Source organism: Shewanella sp. 10N.286.48.B5 (genome assembly GCF_002874355.2).
Classification (GTDB): Bacteria; Pseudomonadota; Gammaproteobacteria; order Enterobacterales; family Shewanellaceae; genus Shewanella.
Window position 1 is genome coordinate 1,852,972 of record NZ_MCVG02000001.1, and the last position, 17,798, is coordinate 1,870,769.

Annotated in this window: 11 protein-coding genes; 5 read left to right on the forward strand and 6 right to left on the reverse strand. The window is 40.5% G+C overall.

The window, feature by feature from the left end:
* Positions 1-20: 20 nt before the first annotated feature.
* The 4 genes from BCU57_RS07985 to BCU57_RS08000 all read right to left on the reverse strand — a co-directional run bounded on the left by BCU57_RS07985 (position 21) and on the right by BCU57_RS08000 (position 6,917).
* The gene (locus BCU57_RS07985) at positions 21-2,264 is read right to left on the reverse strand and encodes an EAL domain-containing protein (protein ID WP_102437379.1); all 2,244 of its coding nucleotides are present in this window, start codon (positions 2,262-2,264) and stop codon (positions 21-23) included.
* 249 nt (positions 2,265-2,513) lie between these two features.
* On the reverse strand, positions 2,514-3,731 hold the full coding sequence (locus tag BCU57_RS07990; RefSeq protein WP_102437376.1) for an RsmB/NOP family class I SAM-dependent RNA methyltransferase: 1,218 nt from the start codon (positions 3,729-3,731) through the stop codon (positions 2,514-2,516).
* A gap of 161 nt (positions 3,732-3,892) precedes the next feature.
* Positions 3,893-5,158 carry a sugar MFS transporter gene (locus BCU57_RS07995; protein ID WP_102437415.1) on the reverse strand — a complete coding sequence of 422 codons (1,266 nt, stop codon included), beginning with the start codon at positions 5,156-5,158 and terminating at the stop codon, positions 3,893-3,895.
* A 130-nt stretch (positions 5,159-5,288) separates the two neighbouring features.
* Positions 5,289-6,917, reverse strand: coding sequence for an alpha-glucosidase (locus tag BCU57_RS08000; RefSeq protein WP_102437374.1), 1,629 nt, complete (start codon positions 6,915-6,917; stop codon positions 5,289-5,291).
* 501 nt (positions 6,918-7,418) lie between these two features.
* On the opposite strand from BCU57_RS08000, the gene BCU57_RS08005 reads away from it, so the two are divergent.
* The 4 genes from BCU57_RS08005 (at position 7,419) to BCU57_RS08020 (ending at position 15,683) form a co-directional block, all read left to right on the forward strand.
* Positions 7,419-10,142 carry a TonB-dependent receptor gene (locus BCU57_RS08005; RefSeq protein WP_102437372.1) on the forward strand — a complete coding sequence of 908 codons (2,724 nt, stop codon included), beginning with the start codon at positions 7,419-7,421 and terminating at the stop codon, positions 10,140-10,142.
* A gap of 85 nt (positions 10,143-10,227) precedes the next feature.
* A complete protein-coding gene (locus tag BCU57_RS08010; protein WP_102437370.1) occupies positions 10,228-11,715 on the forward strand; it encodes a tryptophan halogenase family protein in 1,488 nt (495 codons plus the stop codon).
* A 19-nt stretch (positions 11,716-11,734) separates the two neighbouring features.
* Entirely contained in the window at positions 11,735-13,630 is a 1,896-nt protein-coding gene (locus BCU57_RS08015; RefSeq protein WP_102437368.1) for a glycoside hydrolase family 13 protein, read from the forward strand.
* Between the two features lie 142 nt (positions 13,631-13,772).
* A complete protein-coding gene (locus BCU57_RS08020) occupies positions 13,773-15,683 on the forward strand; it encodes an alpha-amylase family glycosyl hydrolase (protein WP_413211420.1) in 1,911 nt (636 codons plus the stop codon).
* A gap of 144 nt (positions 15,684-15,827) precedes the next feature.
* Here the strand turns inward: BCU57_RS08020 and BCU57_RS08025 are convergent, their stop codons facing one another.
* Positions 15,828-16,460 carry a molecular chaperone gene (locus tag BCU57_RS08025; RefSeq protein ID WP_102437364.1) on the reverse strand — a complete coding sequence of 211 codons (633 nt, stop codon included), beginning with the start codon at positions 16,458-16,460 and terminating at the stop codon, positions 15,828-15,830.
* Positions 16,461-16,647: 187 nt separating this feature from the next.
* On the opposite strand from BCU57_RS08025, the gene BCU57_RS08030 reads away from it, so the two are divergent.
* The gene (locus tag BCU57_RS08030) at positions 16,648-17,091 is read left to right on the forward strand and encodes a hypothetical protein (RefSeq protein WP_102437362.1); all 444 of its coding nucleotides are present in this window, start codon (positions 16,648-16,650) and stop codon (positions 17,089-17,091) included.
* 153 nt (positions 17,092-17,244) lie between these two features.
* Here the strand turns inward: BCU57_RS08030 and BCU57_RS08035 are convergent, their stop codons facing one another.
* Positions 17,245-17,787 carry a 4Fe-4S dicluster domain-containing protein gene (locus BCU57_RS08035; protein ID WP_102437360.1) on the reverse strand — a complete coding sequence of 181 codons (543 nt, stop codon included), beginning with the start codon at positions 17,785-17,787 and terminating at the stop codon, positions 17,245-17,247.
* Positions 17,788-17,798: the final 11 nt, after the last annotated feature.

The window sequence follows — 17,798 nt, forward strand, 5'->3', positions numbered from 1 at the left end:
CTGTATTACTATTGCTGAATTTATTGTGCGAGTAATTCGATGAGCGCCTGTTTAGGCAAAGGCTTATAGAAATAGTAGCCTTGAATAGCATCAACATTGTTTTGCTTAACAAAATCCAGCTGTGCTTGGGTTTCAACACCTTCTGCAGTGACTGATAAATCAAGTGCATGGCTCATGGTCGTAATTGCTTCCACTAGCGCCTTATGTCTAGGACCCTGCTCAATTTTTTGAATAAAACTTTTATCGATTTTGATTTGATCTACCGGAAAGTTAGCTAAATAGGATAGAGAAGAATAGCCGGTACCAAAATCATCCACTGAAATTTTGATGCCCCAATTTCTTAATCGACTCAGCAGCTGTTCAACCTTCTCATGCTGCTCCATCATTACTGACTCAGTTATTTCTATGGTTAATAAATGAAATGGAAAGTTTGCTATGGATTTTTCCAGCAGATACTCTTCAAAAAAGCTAATGAATTGTTGTTGTAACTCTGCAGTGATAAATTCACTAGTAGAGACATTTACTGACAAACTAATCGCACGTCCTTGTTGCCAATAGTCATAAATTAAATCTAGCGCTTGTCGCCTAATCCATTTACCGATTGGGACAATCAGCCTCGATTGTTCAGCAATAGGTATAAATTCTTCTGGCGAAATGAACTCACCATTAAGCGGCCAACGAAGTAACACTTCAGCGCTATCAACATGCGTCGATTTAGCCGACAAAATGGGCTGAAAATACAGTTCAAAAGCATCATGACTTAAGGCTTTGTTTAATTCCATGTTTAAAAAAGCGGTTCTTTCTGCTTTTTTCTGCATGCTTTGATCAAAAAATTGAGAACCATTTCGGCCTTTAAGCTTAGCATTATGCATTGCTTGGCTGGCGCAATTAATTAAAGCATCAACCTCAGTAGAATCTTCAGGATAACGTGAGATACCAATACTCATAGAAGTTTGGATAGCTTTACGATCAAGCCAAAAAACAGCGCTTACAACTTGATTGATTTGTTTGGCAAGTTCAATGAGTTCGTCTGCCGACACCTTACCTTGTAAAAACACGCCAAATTCATCACCTGCGGTTCTGGCAAAAGTGCACATTTCAGGAAACAACGGGGCTAACCTTTTTGCTACCTCAATTAATAATCGATCACCGCACTCATGACCTAAGCTGTCATTGATAAATTTAAAATTATCAATGTCCATCAATAATATTGAACAACCTATCCCGGTCTGTTTACTTCGCTCCTGCTGCCAGACATAGTCATAGATTTTCTCAACAAAGTAACGTCGATTAGCCAAACGGGTTAACGCATCATTATTGGCCTGAAAATGAATAAGCTTGCTGGCATCTTTGTGTTCACTGATATCAGCAATTAGCCAAGAAAAACAATTTTGTTCACCGTGGTGATCCCTAAAAGCCGTCACGGTCACATCGGCATCAAAGGTTTGCCCATTACGTTTAATGCCTTTGAGCTCACCTTGCCATGTGTTGCCTTTTTTAAGGTTTTTTAATATCGACATTAAACGTGTTGGATCTGAATGCCTAAAAAAAGATTCAGCATCAAATATATCTGAGTCGACAGTAAAATCTTTTGTCATTTGCTTAAACATAGGGTTAACGAACAATATAGATTTATTGTCATTAGCAATTAATAAGCCCATGGGTAATTTACTGAATATTTTACTGGTGAGTGTTTGTAGGTGTAGACCCTGGCTTCGCTCAATGGCAAGACTTGCCAATCGAGCGGCTTCTTGAATCAGTTCTAGATCCAATGCTGATGGTGACTTTTGGGTATCGTAATACTTGGCAAAAGTGCCCAATACGTTGCCAGTAGAGTCGATAATGGGTTCTGACCAGCAAGCTTTTAGCCCTGCCTTTAACGGCAATTCTTTATAAGGTGCCCAATTCGGGTGAGTGGCGATATCTTCAACAATAACTCTTTCGCCGGTGGCTGCTGCAGCGCCGCATGAACCGACTATCGGCCCAATTTCAATGCCATTAATAGCTTGGTTATATTGTTCCGGTAAACTGGGGGCCGCTCCGGTTAACAACCTTTTCTTGTCATTGCTCATTAATAGCACTGACGCTCTGGTGCCAATCTTTTGCGCTTCGATTGATAAAACTAGTGAGTGCAGAATTTCTCGTAACGGGGAACCAGCTAAAAGCATGGTAAGAATTTGGCTATAACGGTCATTACTAGAAGCGCGCGTTGTTAACACATCATAGTTTGCTGATTGTGATGCAAAAGTTTGCCCGCTATCCATAAAGTTCCTTTTGAGAATAAACCATCTGGCTTTATTACTTACCGTTAATGCAGATTATTCACTCTTAAGGTTAATTGCAACACTAAGCGAGTAACTATCTGTTTATTATGAATCTCTTCGACTAGTCACTAACATTTATCACTAAAGCAATGCTACATTTATTGGCTATATATCGCAGGCATAAAAAACAGTGAAGTTATCTAACTGCACTGTTTTTATTCGGTATGATTTTATTTTAAAACAATAAATTTACACTTCGCTTATGCGTTCCATTCTTGCTAAATAAAAACCATCAAAACCATGCTCAGCAACCAAGATTAATTCATCATCTAATAATGTAAAATGTGGGTTTGCAGCTAAAAAGGCATCAACTTGATTTCTGTTTTCATCAGGCATGATTGAACAGGTAGCGTAGACTAATATACCGCCCACTTTTACCATTCGGCTATAGCTTTGCAAAATGTCTTTTTGTAGCTCAATTAATACCGGTAATCTTTCTGGCGTGTCACGCCATTTAGAATCTGGGTTACGTTTTAACACCCCTAAACCTGAACAAGGTACATCGAGTAGGACTCTGTCAGCAGTCAACTTCATCCGTTTAATGGTTTTGCTGCTAGCGATAATGCGGGTTTCAACATTATGCGCGCCTGCTCTTCTTGCTCTAATTTTGAGGTTATCAAGTTTCCATTGCTCAACATCCATAGCAAGTAAACGACCTTTACCTTGCATTTGTGCGGCAATGTGCAAAGTTTTACCACCAGCGCCGGCGCAAGCATCAACAACTCGCATACCTGGTTTTGCATCAACTGCAGCAGCAACGAGCTGCGAGCCGGCATCTTGTTGTTCAAAATAGCCTTGTTTAAAGGCTTCAGTTTTGAATAATGCAGAATCTGAACGTATCTCTAACGCACTTTCAACGCCTTCAACCTCTACAGTAGCGACCAACTCTTTAGTTAACCGTTGCTTTAATTCTTCACGGGTGCCTTTTAAGCTGTTAGCGCGAATATAGCGTTTTGGCGCTGTTGCTAAAGCCGCTCTTTCTGCTGGCCATTTTTCGCCTAGTTGCGCAGCACCTAACTCGTCAAGCCACTCTGGGCAGCCATCCCACAAAGCCGGTTGTGCTTTTGCAACCTCTAGACGCTCGGCAAACTGTGCGCTATCAACTTGTAATGCATATTCCATCTTTGGTAAATCAAGATCGTGGAATAAATGCCAGCCGTTTAATAATTTAGAACCGGTACGTTCAATATCTTCTGCTTTGATATCAACCAAATAGCAGTAAAGGTTCAAACGACGCAAAATATCACCAGTAACGAGAGTAATTCTTGCTAGCTCCGCAGGTGGATATTGCATACCTGAAAAGTTATGTGAATAAGCGCGATCTAAAGGTTTTCCTTCAGTTAGCACCATAGTTAACACATTAATGACCAGTTCAGATGAACTGCCTGAGAGCGGGTAAGTTAGCATTGGGGGATCTCAACGAGTTATAGAAATAAGATAAAACAGAAAAAGCGCATGGATCATAGGAGTTAACCGCCTTTTAAGCAAGTATTGATTCCTATTTATTGGCGGCGAAATAACAAAAAGGCAGCCGTTAGGCTGCCTGATATAAAGCGTCAGCTTAAAGGTTACATTTTAGAGCCTTTCGCGCCGTAAAATATGATAAATGCATAGCACACTACAGGAAGAATAAACGCCGGTTGTATGCCCATGGTATCAGCCATTACCCCTTGTAATAATGGGATGATTGCTCCACCAACAATCGCTAAACATAAAAAGCCACTGCCTTGCGAAGTATGTGGGCCTAAGTCTCTTAAAGCCAAACTAAAAATAGTTGGGAACATAATGGAGTTAAATAAGCCAACCGCTAAAATTGCCCACATGGCCACTTCACCACTGGTATTAATAGCAACTAATACTAAGGTCGCAGCCATTAAACCATTAAAGGCTAACATGGTGCCTGCAGGTATTTTTTGCATAAGCGCTGAACCAATAAAACGACCAATCATCGCCCCGCCCCAGTAATAGGTAATGTATTTTGCTGCATCAGCTTCTTGCAGCCCTACAATGTGCTCTTCACCTAAAAAGTTAACCAAAAAGCTGCCAATTGATACTTCAGCGCCAACATAAACAAAAATGCCCACCGCGCCCAATACTAAGTGAATGCTTTGCAACGCGCTGGTTTTACCTTTGTAAGTAACCTTACCATCTGTTTCAACTGCGGTATGAGATTGGATAATAGGCAACTTTAATTGTGAAAAAATCACAGCTAAAACTGCTAACGTGGCAGATAAAAATAGATATGGCATTTTTACCACGTCAGCTTCAGCTTGTGCATGGCTTAACTCACCAACGGCACCCGTTGCGACTGAAAGAATCAACACAGCGCCAAAATATGGGGCGACAGTGGTGCCTAATGCATTAAAGGCTTGGGTTAAGTTTAAACGACTTGAGGCTGTTTCTTCAGAGCCTAGTGCATTTACATAAGGATTAGCGGCTACTTGTAAAATGGTGATACCTGAAGCCAAAACAAACAATGCCCCTAAGAATAACGCGTAAGTTTCCAATGCTGCAGCAGGGTAAAATAAGGCACAACCGATACTAGCAATAACTAAACCGGACACAATGCCTTTTTGATAACCAATCTTTTTAACCAGACTGCCAGCAGGTAATGACACTAAGAAATAAGCGCCAAAAAAACAAAACTGAATCAGCATGGCTTCAGTGTAACTTAATGAAAATACCGCCTTTAGATGAGGGATTAGTATGTCATTAAGACAGGTAATGAATCCCCACATAAAAAATAGTGAGGTTAACGATACTAGTGCGAAACGGTAACTACCGTCGCCAGTACTGCTAACTGTTGTTGAACCCGTTGGAATAGCTGAAGCCATAATATGAACTCTCTTGTTATCGTTGTTATCACCAATTACTAGCATGTCTACTGGCAACTGAATCTTGTTATTAAAAACCTACAACACATATAAAAACAGCAACCGATTAAGCTGCTGTTTTATCGTTACATTATTTAATTAATGCGAAGAAACTTCCAAATGCGTTTAATGTTAGTTTAGCATCAGCTTGCAAAGATGCAGACTCAAGACCGTGATCATCTTTAACTGCAACAATGTCATATGCAGAGGCATCAAATGTATTGGCACTATTATCTAAGTTAAATACTACCAGCATTTTTTGAGTTTCAAAGGTACGTACAAATACCAAAAGGTTAGAATCCACATCAATAAAGCTAATATCACCCATCACCAATGCAGGATATTGCTTACGCCATTTTAAAAAGCGGCGATAAGCATGTAGATTGGATTGTGTATCTGCTTCTTGAACATCTGCAGCCATAGCTTTATGTGCAGCAGGAATAGGTAACCAAGGTTTACTGCTGTCAGAAAAACCCGCTTGTTGATGATCTTTCGACCACGGTATTGGGGTTCTGCAGCCATCACGGCCTTTAAACATTGGCCAGAAGGTAATCCCAAATGGATCTTGCAGCTCACTGAACTCAATAGGCGCTTCCGTTAAGCCTAATTCTTCACCTTGATAACTGCATACGCTGCCTCGCAGCGAAAACAACATCGCATTGAGCATTTTAACCATGGCGGGATTAGTTTCACCTTTGCCCCAGCGGGTCGCAACGCGTTGCACATCATGATTACCTATGGCCCAGCACGGCCAACCGTCACCAATACTGGCTTCCAGTTCTTCAACTGTTTGGCGAATATAAGCCGCGCTAAAATCATTGGTTAATAGCTCAAAACTATAGGCCATATGCAAACGATCATCGCCTTGGGTATATTCAGCCATGGTCGCTAAAGAATCTTCTGCTGACACTTCGCCTAAAGTCACGGCGCCTGGGTATTGATTAATAAGTGCGCGCAGCTCTTCAATAAAGCCGACAGTTTGTGGACGGGTATTATTGTAATAATGATATTGGTAGGCATAAGGGTTATCTTCACTAAAGCCACGACCTTGGCGTTGATCTTTGGGTTTAGCTGGATTATCACGCAGATGCTCATCGTGATAGCAAAAAGTAATCGCATCTAAGCGGAAACCATCAACGCCTTTTTTAAGCCAAAAATCGACATTTTCAAGCACTGCAGCGCGAACTTCAGGGTTATGGAAATTTAAATCAGGCTGACTTTTTAGGAAGTTATGCAAGTAATATTGCTGACGACGCGGCTCCCACTCCCAAGCACAACCACCAAAAATAGCTAACCAGTTATTAGGCGCGGTGCCATCTTCTTTAGGGTCGGCCCAAACATACCAATCAGATTTGTCGTTATCACGACTTAATTTACTTTGTTTAAACCAGGCATGCTCGTCAGATGTATGACTTAATACCTGATCGATGACTATTTTGATATTGAGCTTATGTGCCTTTTCAATCAGTTCGTCAAAGTCTTCCATTGTGCCGAACATAGGATCAACATCGAGATAATCACTGATGTCGTAACCAAAATCTTTCATTGGCGACTTAAAAAAGGGCGATATCCAGATTGCATCAACATTCAAACTAGCAATGTAATCAAGTTTGGTAATTATTCCTTGTAGATCACCGACTCCGTCGCCATTTGAATCCATTAAGCTTCGTGGATATACCTGATATATCACTCCGCCGCGCCACCATGATAACTGACTCATTACTCGCCCTCTGTAATAAAAGCATTAACCATATAGCTACCTCACTCATGGTTAACCCTATGTTGCGACCTAGTAACTGGTCGTCATTATTATTTAATTGCCTCGAGGATACGTGAATAGTGAAATCAGGTTCAATAGAGCTGCATACGTATGCAAAGAATTAATACGAATTTTAAAAATACAAACCAAGCACTTAAATGCTAATATTCAATAACTTAACCAATACATAAACTATCTTTTGAATGTTAAAAAAAAGTAATAAAGTGGCCATTTAAAGTCTACAAAAGCTTTGAATACGTATGCATAACGTTGTCGATGAAAGAATGCTAGGAGTAGTATCTTTACTGTTCCGCAACAAAGTGGAAATAAACCTCAGCGCTTATGCAGTCATTTAAGCAAGCTGAAGTAAAAATACTATAAAGACTGTAATTATAAATAATAGAAATCTAGCAGCTCGACCTTATAAAAAGGGCTGCTGGCCATTCAGAAGGGGAAAGATGGATGTCGCTATTTAAACCAAGCTTACTAACGTTAGCAATGGTAGCTGCCAGTACAAGTATGTACGGTTACGCTGCTGAAGCAGAAGATGTTGCAACTGCTGATGAATCAATTGAAGTATTAAAAGTCACTGGTATTCGTCGTAGTTTAAAAGAATCACAATCATTAAAAATGTCTTCATCTTCAATCGTTGAAGCTATTTCTGCAGAAGATATCGGTAAATTACCTGATGTCAGTATCGCAGAATCACTTGCACGTCTACCAGGTGTTTCGGCTCAGCGCCTTGATGGCCGCGCAAACGTCATCTCAATCCGCGGCATGGGGCCGGATTTCACTACCGCGACACTTAATGGCCGCGAACAAGCGTCTGTTAACGATAACCGTGGTGTTGAATTTGACCAATACCCTTCTGAATTATTAAATCGTGTTGTGGTATACAAAACACCTGATGCAACCGTTATGGCTCAAGCTATTGGTGGCACGGTTGATATGCAAACAATCAGCCCGCTAACCCATGGTGAACAAACATTCGCTATTGGTTTACGTGGTGAAATGAATGACCTTGGTGCGTTAAATAGCGGTTCTGATGATACCGGTTACCGTGGCAGTATTTCTTATATTGACCAATTTGCTGATGACACTATTGGTATTGCATTAGGTTATGCACGCATGATGTCGCCTAACCAAGAAGAGCGCTGGCAAGCATGGGGTTACCCAGAAAATGATGCTGGTGAAAGTGTATTAGGTGGTGCAAAACCTTTCGTTCGTTCATCAGAACTTGAGCGTGATGGTGTATTAGCTGTATTTGAATATGCACCTAATGATTTTTATCACACTACTGTTGACTTGTATTACAGTCAATTCACTGATGACCAACGTCTACGTGGTATTGAAATCCCAGCTGCTTGGGGTGCTAACGGTGGTATCGAAGCAACTAACATTGAAAATGGTCTTGTTACTGAAGGCGTCATTCGTGGCGCTGAAGTAGTAGTACGTAACGATGTCAACAAACGTGATGCAGAATCGCTATCAGTTGGCTGGAATAACAAATTTCAAATCAATGATAACTGGAATGTTGAAGCTGACATCGGTCTATCTAAAGCCGAACGTACTGATATTGGTATGGAAAGCTACAGTGGTACCGGTCGTGGCACAGGCGTTGGCGCAGTTGATGATTTAGGCTTTGCTTACAATGGTGATGGTAGCTACAACTTTACTCACGGTTTGGATTACTCTGATCCAAATGTCATCAAGCTAGGCGATCCGCTTGGTTGGGGTAGCCCACTGGGAGCGAATACTCAAGACGGCTTCATTAACAAACCAGAAATTGAAGATGAATTACAGTCTTTCCGTTTAGCTGCTGAATATATTTTTGATGACAGTGCGATTCGCAGTGTGAAATTTGGTGTGAATTACACTGAGCGTGAAAAATCAAAATTAGATAAAGGCTACTTCCTAACCCTTAAAGGTTATGACGGCACCGATCCAAACTATGTTATGACGGTCCCTGATAAATACCTATTAAGATCAACTTCACTAGACTTTTTTGGTATGGGTGACGTATTAAGCTATGACTCATTAGCTTTTTACAATGACGGTAACTACATTGAAACAGACGTAGCCGATGTTGATGCTAGCCGTGCAGTTAATTCATGGGATGTCAGTGAAGAAGTCACTACTGCATTTGTAATGGCTACTATTGATACTGATGTTTACGATATACCTTTTACAGGTAACTTCGGTGTTCAAGCGGTTCAAACAGACCAAAGCTCTAATGGTACTGCGTCTACGTTAGAAAATGGCGAACTGGTTACTAACGCCAACTACGACAGCGCATCTTATACTGAATGGTTACCTAGCTTTAACTTAGGTTTTGAAGTTGCTGAAGGCCAAATGTTACGCGTATCTGCAGCTCGTACCTTGACCCGCGCTCGTATGGACCAAATGAACTCCAACATTGGTTATAGTTATGAAGCTAATCCAACAGACGGCGTTAACTGGTCAGGTAATGCGGGTAATACTCAGTTGCGCCCATGGTTAGCACGCCAGTACGATATCAGTTACGAAAACTACTTCAGTGATCAAGGTTACTTTGCATTAGCGGTATTCTATAAAGACTTAGAAAACTACACCTATAAGCAAACAGCATTTATTGACTTTACCGACATCGTTCCACCTCAAAATCCAGGTGATAACCCTGTAGGTCGATTTGAGCAATGGCAAAATGGTGATGGCGGTTATGTTCAAGGTATTGAAGCGTCATTCTCTATGGACTTTGGTATGTGGGCTGATGCGCTAGAAGGTTTTGGTACGGTATTAAGTGGTTCTTACAACGACAGTGAAGTGAAAGAAACCTCTGATAGCGAGCCAACAACTTTACCTGGTCTTTCTGAGAAAACCTTCAATGCGACGGTTTACTATGAAAACTCAGGCTTTGAAGCACGTGTTAGCTCTCGCTACCGTAGTGACTTCTTAGGTGAAGTAACCGCAATCAGCTTAACCCGTCAAAATGTTAATGTTAAAGCTGAGACTGTGGTTGATGCGCAAATCGGTTATGACTTCTCTGAAAGTGGTATTGATGCCTTATATGGTTTATCAGTGTTATTTCAGGTCAGTAACTTAACTAATGAGCCATTCACTTCATACACAGGTGATGATGCTCGTCATGTACGTGATTACCAAAACTATGGTCGTAACTACATGTTAGGCGCGAACTACAAGTTCTAATCTGCATAAGACCAAAAAGCCTCTGTAACCTGTTACAGGGGCTTTTTTACTTTATATCAAACCATTATTTAATGAGGCGATTACTATGAATAACAACAAAATAAAACACATTGTAATTGTAGGGGGTGGTACGTCAGGCTGGATGACCGCCGCCATGTTAGTTAAGCTATTTAAACAGCAGCTCTACATCACCTTAATCGAGTCTGAAGATATCGGCACCATTGGTGTCGGTGAAGCTACTATTCCTCCACTGCAAATATTTAATAATGTACTAGGGATTAAAGAAGCAGATTTTATTAAACAAACCCAAGCCACTTTCAAGTTGGGTATTGAGTTTGAAAATTGGGGCAACCAGCAACAAAGCTACATGCATGCCTTTGGCAATGTAGGTAAAGATATTGGCTTTACCCAGTTCCATCATTACTGGAACAAATCCAAACCCACTGATATTAATCATTTCTGGGATTTTTCATTAAATTACCAAGCAGCTAAAAATAATAAATTCTCCATAATGGATCGCGTTCAAGGCACGCCATTAGCTGGTATCACCCACGCTTATCACTTTGATGCCAGCCTCTACGCTAAGCTATTACGTAACTACAGTGAAAAGCTGTCAGTTAAGCGTATCGAAGGCTTAATCACCTCCACAACCCTTGCCAATGACGGCAGCATTGAATCCGTGTCATTAAAAGATGGCCAGATAATTAGCGCTGACTTTTTTATCGATTGCTCAGGCTTTGCTGCATTATTAATTGAAAAGCAATTAGATGTGGGTTATGAAAACTGGCAGCATTGGCTGCCCTGTGACAGTGCTTATGCCGTACCTTGTGAACGAACTGAAGCATTAACCCCCTATACTCGCTCTATCGCCCATGATGCAAGTTGGCAGTGGCGTATTCCTTTGCAACACCGTACTGGTAATGGCTTAGTTTATTGCAGTCAATATTTATCTGATGAGCAAGCCAAAGCGTTATTGCTTGAAAACCTCGATGGAAAACCGCTGGCAGAGCCCAGAAAAATCAATTTTAAAACCGGACGCCGTGAAAAGCAGTGGCATAAAAACTGTGTTGCCATTGGTTTATCAAGCGGCTTTTTAGAGCCACTTGAGTCCACCAGCTTACATTTAGTTCAATCAGCCATCATACGTCTGTCTAAGCTGTTCCCCCACAATGGCGTTCAGCAAGCTAATGTTGATGAGTTTAATCGCCAGTCGAAACTTGAATTTGAACAGATTCGCGACTTCATTATTTTGCACTATCACCTGAATCAAAAAGAAACACACAATGATTTATGGCAGCAATGCCGTGATATGGCGATACCTGACAGCCTTAAACAAAAAATTGAACTATTTAAAGCCACTGGCACTGTCAGTCGCTACCAAGATGAATTGTTTACAGAAGCTGCTTGGATACAGGTAATGCTCGGCCAAGGCATTATGCCTAATGACTATAACCCGTTAGCTAATAGTGTAAGTGATGCTGACTTACATGATTATCTGGGCAATATTAAGCAAATCATCAATAGGGCTGTTGCTGCTATGCCGTCTCATCAACAATTTATTGATAAATTGTAATTTCATCAAAGGTAAACTTATGACTATTAGAAAACTTGCTCCGCTAGCCTTGATGGTTAATTTATTAATGACTAGCGCTGCTACTGCTGAAATCAATAATGTCACCGTTGAACCACAATCTTGGTGGGCTGATATGCAAAACAGTCAATTGCAGTTATTAGTCTATGGCGAAGGTATTAGCGCCTATGAGGTCAAACTTGTTGAATCTGCCAATGTGGCACTTAAAGCGGTTCATCAGTCAGCAAGTAACAATCATCTTTTTATCGATTTAGACTTAAAGGATGCAAAGCCGCAAACCATTAAAATAGGTTTGTTTGATAACAATCAGCTAGTTCAAACCCTTGAATACCCTATTCAGGCCCGGACGGCAGATTCACGCCAGCGTGAAGGGTTTTCTAATAAAGATGTCATTTATCTCATCACTCCCGATCGTTTTGTAAATGGTAATCCTGACAACGATAATCACCCAGACATGTTAGAAACAGCCAATCGTGACGATAAAGATGGCCGACATGGTGGTGATATTCTCGGTATTCGTCAGTCACTACCCTACTTCAAAGATCTAGGTATCACACAGTTATGGATAAACCCGCTGCTTGAAAATAACCAAGCCCAGTATTCATACCATGGTTACTCCACCACTAATTTTTATAAAATTGACCCACGTTTTGGTAGCAACGAAGAATACAAATCCTTAGTAGAAGAAGCGAAGCAGTTTGGTATTGGTATTATTAAAGATGTGATTGTTAACCATATGGGTTCGGGGCATCGCTGGATGGCTGATTTTCCAACTTCAACTTGGATAAATGGCCAACAAAAATGGCAACAAAACCCTCAAGACATCATGTATACCAGCCATCGCAGAACCACAGTTCAAGATCCATACGCTATGCCATCTGATACTGCAGAATTCGAAAATGGCTGGTTTACTGACACCATGCCTGACATGAATCAAGGTGATCAGTTTATGGCAAAATACTTAATTCAAAACAGTATTTGGTGGATTGAATATGCCGGCCTCAGTGGTATTCGCGAAGACACCTACTCTTATGCAGATAAAGGCTTTTTAACCACTTGGTCAAAAGCCATTATGGATGAGTATCCCAACTTTAATATTGTTGGTGAGGAATGGAGCGATAACCCCATTACAGTAAGCTATTGGCAGGCGGGTAAACACAATGCTGATGGCTATGTCTCACATACCCCGAGCATGATGGACTTTCCACTTTATGAGGTGCTCATTAAAAGCTTAACTGATGAAGAAAGTTGGGGTAGCGGACTTATTAATCTATATGAAACGCTCGCCAATGATGTGGTTTATGCCAAGCCTACTGATTTAGTGTTATTTGAAGGTAACCATGACACTAACCGTTTATACAGTCTGATGAACAATGACCTAGCCCTGTATAAAATGGCCATGGCCTATGTGTTAACCAGTAACCGCATTCCGCAAATTTTCTACGGTACCGAAGTTTTGATGCAAAGTCCGACAAAAGATCGTAATGACGGTTTAGTTCGCAGTGACTTACCCGGCGGATTTGCTGAAGATAAACTCAGTGTATTCAAGCCATCGTCTTTGTCCGCCCAACAACAAGATGCGCTTGCCTTTAATCGCGCGCTTTTAAACTATCGTAAAAACTCATTAGCGATACAACAAGGCAGCCTTAAACACTTTGCTCCTAAAGAGGGTGTTTACCTGCAAGCCCGTGAATATAATCAAGCAGGCAACAAAGAGAGTTTATTGATTATTTACAATAAAAATCAGCAAGAATACCAGCTTGATTTAAGCCGTTTCGCACCAGTGATTAAACAACATACTGTGGCTAAAGATATCATCACACAACAAACGTATTCATTAACTAAGCCGCTCACATTAAAAGAAAAAGGTGTCATTATTCTTAAGTTAATCAAATAACGGTTAAACTCTAGATCATAACTAAAGCTTGTTAATCTCCTTTAGTTAAATAATATAAATCTGCCACGAGAAGCATATGTATTTACAAAAATTCAGCGTAAGTTTACCGATAAAATTGGGCCTGGTATTAACGGGAGTCAGTATGGTTATTGCTGGTTGCGCCACAGATAAAGCCAGTATTAATGAGACGGTTAAACAGAGCGGTACTGAGCAGCTAAGTGCTGCTGCACAACCTTTAACCGGTAAGCCGGTGGTTTATCAGGTTTTTACCCGTCTTTATGGTAATACCAACACTACCAATAAGCCTTGGGGCACTATACAAGACAACGGTGTCGGCAAGTTTAGTGACTTTACCGATATAGCCCTGCAAGACATTAAGTCATTAGGGACAACCCATGTCTGGTATACCGGCGTACCCCATCACGCATTGATCAATAATTACACAGACATTGGGATCAGTAATGACGACCCAGATGTGGTAAAGGGCCGCGCTGGCTCACCTTATGCGGTAAAAGATTACTATAACGTTAACCCTGACTTAGCTAATGACCCGGCTAACAGATTAGCTGAATTTGAAGCGCTTATATCACGTACTCATCAAAACGGCATGCAGGTGATTATCGATATCGTGCCTAACCATGTGGCTCGCCAATATCAATCTGCCCCACAAAATGCGCCGCTTCCAGCTAATCGCAACTTTGGTGAGCAAGACAATACCGCTGTTGAATACGATAAAAACAATAACTTCTATTATATTGTCGGTGAGAGTTTCTCTGTTCCCGATGCCAAAGATAACTATCAGCCCTTAGGCGGTGAGTCTCATCCCCTCGCTGACGGTCAGTTTATTGAAACACCAGCTAAATGGACCGGTAATGGCTCACGTTTAGCCAAGCCAGACGCCAATGATTGGTATGAAACCGTTAAGGTTAACTATGGCGTTAAGCCTGATGGCAGCTACGACTTCCCTACTCTGCCAAGTGAATATGCCCAGATGTCTTCTGCGCAGCATTACCAATTTTGGCAGACTCAACCACTGAGCGATATCCCTGATTCTTGGGTTAAATTTAAACACATCACCGAATTCTGGCTAGCAAAAGGCGTTGATGGCTTCAGGTACGATATGGCCGAAATGGTGCCAGTTGAATTTTGGAGTTATCTCAACAGTAATATCAAACACCTAAACCCCAATGCTTTTTTACTTGCTGAAGTGTATAACCCAAGTCTTTACCGTGATTATATTCATTTAGGAAAGATGGATTATCTGTACGATAAAGTCGATTTATACGACACATTAAAAGACATTATCCATGGTAAAAAGTCGACGGCTGAGATTGCAGCCGATCAAGCAAAAATTGCAGATATTGAGCAGCACATGCTCAACTTTTTAGAAAATCATGATGAGCAGCGAATTAATACTGGCGACTTTGCTGGCAGCGCCGAAGCCGCCTTGCCTGCGATGGTGGTGTCTACCACCATAAGTCGCTCTCCGACCTTGCTTTATTTCGGTCAAGATGTCGGTGAAAAAGCCGAGCAAGATGCCGGTTTTGGCCAAGCCAGCCGTACCAGTATTTTTGATTACGTTGGCGTACCGGCCCATCAACGTTGGATGAATAACGGCAAATTTGATGGCGGTCAATCAACGGATGCTGAAAAAGCACTGCGCAAATATTATCAAACCTTGGTTAACTTAAGTCACACGGCGCCAGCCCTGCAAGGTGAGTACTTCGAGCTTGATACTATTAACCGTTCCGCTAGCCAAAAAACCAATCAACAAGGCTATAACGATAACACCTTTGCTTTTAGCCGTTATAACGACGAGCAGTTTATGCTGGTAGTCAGTAATTTTAGCGACAGCCAAGCTACGAGTATCAACTTACACCTACCTCGAGCATTAATCACTAAAGCCCAAATCAAGGATGGTAGCTATCAATTAGATGACTTGCTCACCATTGGTGCTAACGAAAAACATCCTATGAATGTGGTAAAGCAACAAGCCAGCATAGCGATTAATCTGCAACCACTACAATCTCAAGTGTTAGTTATTACCTGGTAATTAGTATTACTAATTCGTGCTGCTAATTCGTGCTAGCAAGATTTAAACCTGCCTAAGCGCCTTTAAACCTGCAATAATTAACCTTATTGCAGGTTTTTTCATCATCTTTGCTAGCATCTTTAATGCAAGCAATGTCAGTTCAGCTTACTTGTACAATGTGACGGGCTTTAGCTCAAGCTCCTTACTAAGTGTTAGCTCAGTTAACAATAGCTGGCATAACTGGGCTGAAACACCATAAAAGTGACTTGTACTATGCTCAATCACCAAGCTTAAAAAGCGGTCACTCCAGCTAAGCAAGTGTTGTTCTAATAGTTCTTTCACTCTTTGTTGACCGTCTTGCAAGTCAAGTTCTAAGCAATACACCAGTGCAACTAGCATCAAACCAAAATGATCCATTGGTTGATGTTGTGGTAAGTTAAAGTTCAAGTGGTTTTTTTTACAGAAATCCATAAATAACAGGGTTGACTGGTCAAACAAACGATTATTATTGCTTAAATAAACTGATCCCCATGGATAAGCAAGTTTACCTTTTGGCCTGATAAATAAGGCATTGTAATCCTGTTTAATGTCATCCAGCACCAAAGTTTGGCTCAATTGTTTTAAGGTATCTAATTTTTCCCTAAAGTGATTATCTATATTGTTTTCTTTTGTTATAAATAAGGGTAACTCTAGTATTGAAATAGTTTCCTTTAATTCATCACTTGGTTTTTGATAAAATACTTCAGCTAGAAAATTAAACATTCCTGCCATATTTTTAACGTATTCATCGTTATTCATGTTTAAATTCCATTTGTTTAAATTATTTAATTACCATTATTTTATTTCAGGTTATTATAAATGTCTGTGATAGGTTCCTATTTATCTAAACAATTATTAGGACATTTTAATAAAAGTGACTTAGGTAAATATTCGGTCTATGAATATTGTGTAAGATAGATGTGTTACTGCTTATATAGGCAAAGTTATGTTACTGATGAATTTTAAAGAAAGATGGCGTGCTGCAGAGCTTAGTAGTGCTATAGAAGTAAGCCTTAAGCCACACTCAGTATGGGTCGGTTCTTCATACCCAAGGAGCTCACTAGAAACCATTTGCAGAAAGATTTCTCTAATGGTTATTAATGACTTTAGACGCGTAGACAATCTACCTAAGCGTTTGAGTGAACAGGAGTTAATGTCTACATTTTTCAATAGTTTCAGTATTTTGATCAACAATAGTCTTAATGGTGAAATATTAACGAAAGATGATTACATCATCATCGCGCTAGCCAGAGAGTTTTCAGCATTGGTAGATCAATCACATCAACAAGACCTCATTAATCATGCAGTATCAGTTATTCAATTATCCAATAACTGGGATAAACACATTATAAAATCAAATCAACGCGCCAATATTAGATTTACCGTTTAGCCACTGCTTTATTAAATATAACTTAAATTTACCTATTATTTCATTAATAGCACTTTTTATTATTGTTATTACACCGCTAAATACATTTATAAAATTTATTATTTAAATAAAAATGCCAACCCTAGGGTTGGCATTTAAAGTAAGCCTTAAGTATTAGACTCTTAATTTAATAAATACTGTTGTCGGACCTGTGCCTAAATCTTCATAGCCATCACCATTTAAACTTGCCCCTGGCAAATTTAATGCTTCTGATTGATCCATCACATCTAACACTTGCACTGGGCAGCCGGTAACACAAAATGGTTTATCACCGACATCGAGTCTGTCTTTACACATGTCGCATTTCGATAAAATACCACGCTTAGCGTCAAGTTTTGGCGCATCATAAGGACACACCATACGACATGCTCCGCAACCGACACATAGCGTTTCGTCAATATGGACAATGCCATCATCGCGTTTAACCATTGCGCCAACAGGACACTTTTCAACACAAATAGGCTCTTCACAGTGATGACAAGATTGCGATAAAAATACCGCAACTTGCTTACCTAAATGATTGGTTTTTTCACCTTGAGAGATATCTCTTACGGTGACAAATTCATTCGCTTGTCGGCCAGCCTGACATGCCACGGTACAAGCTTCACAGCCAACACAGTTTTCTTGGCGAAATACAAAAACTTTTTGTTCAGTCATTAGAAAGTTCC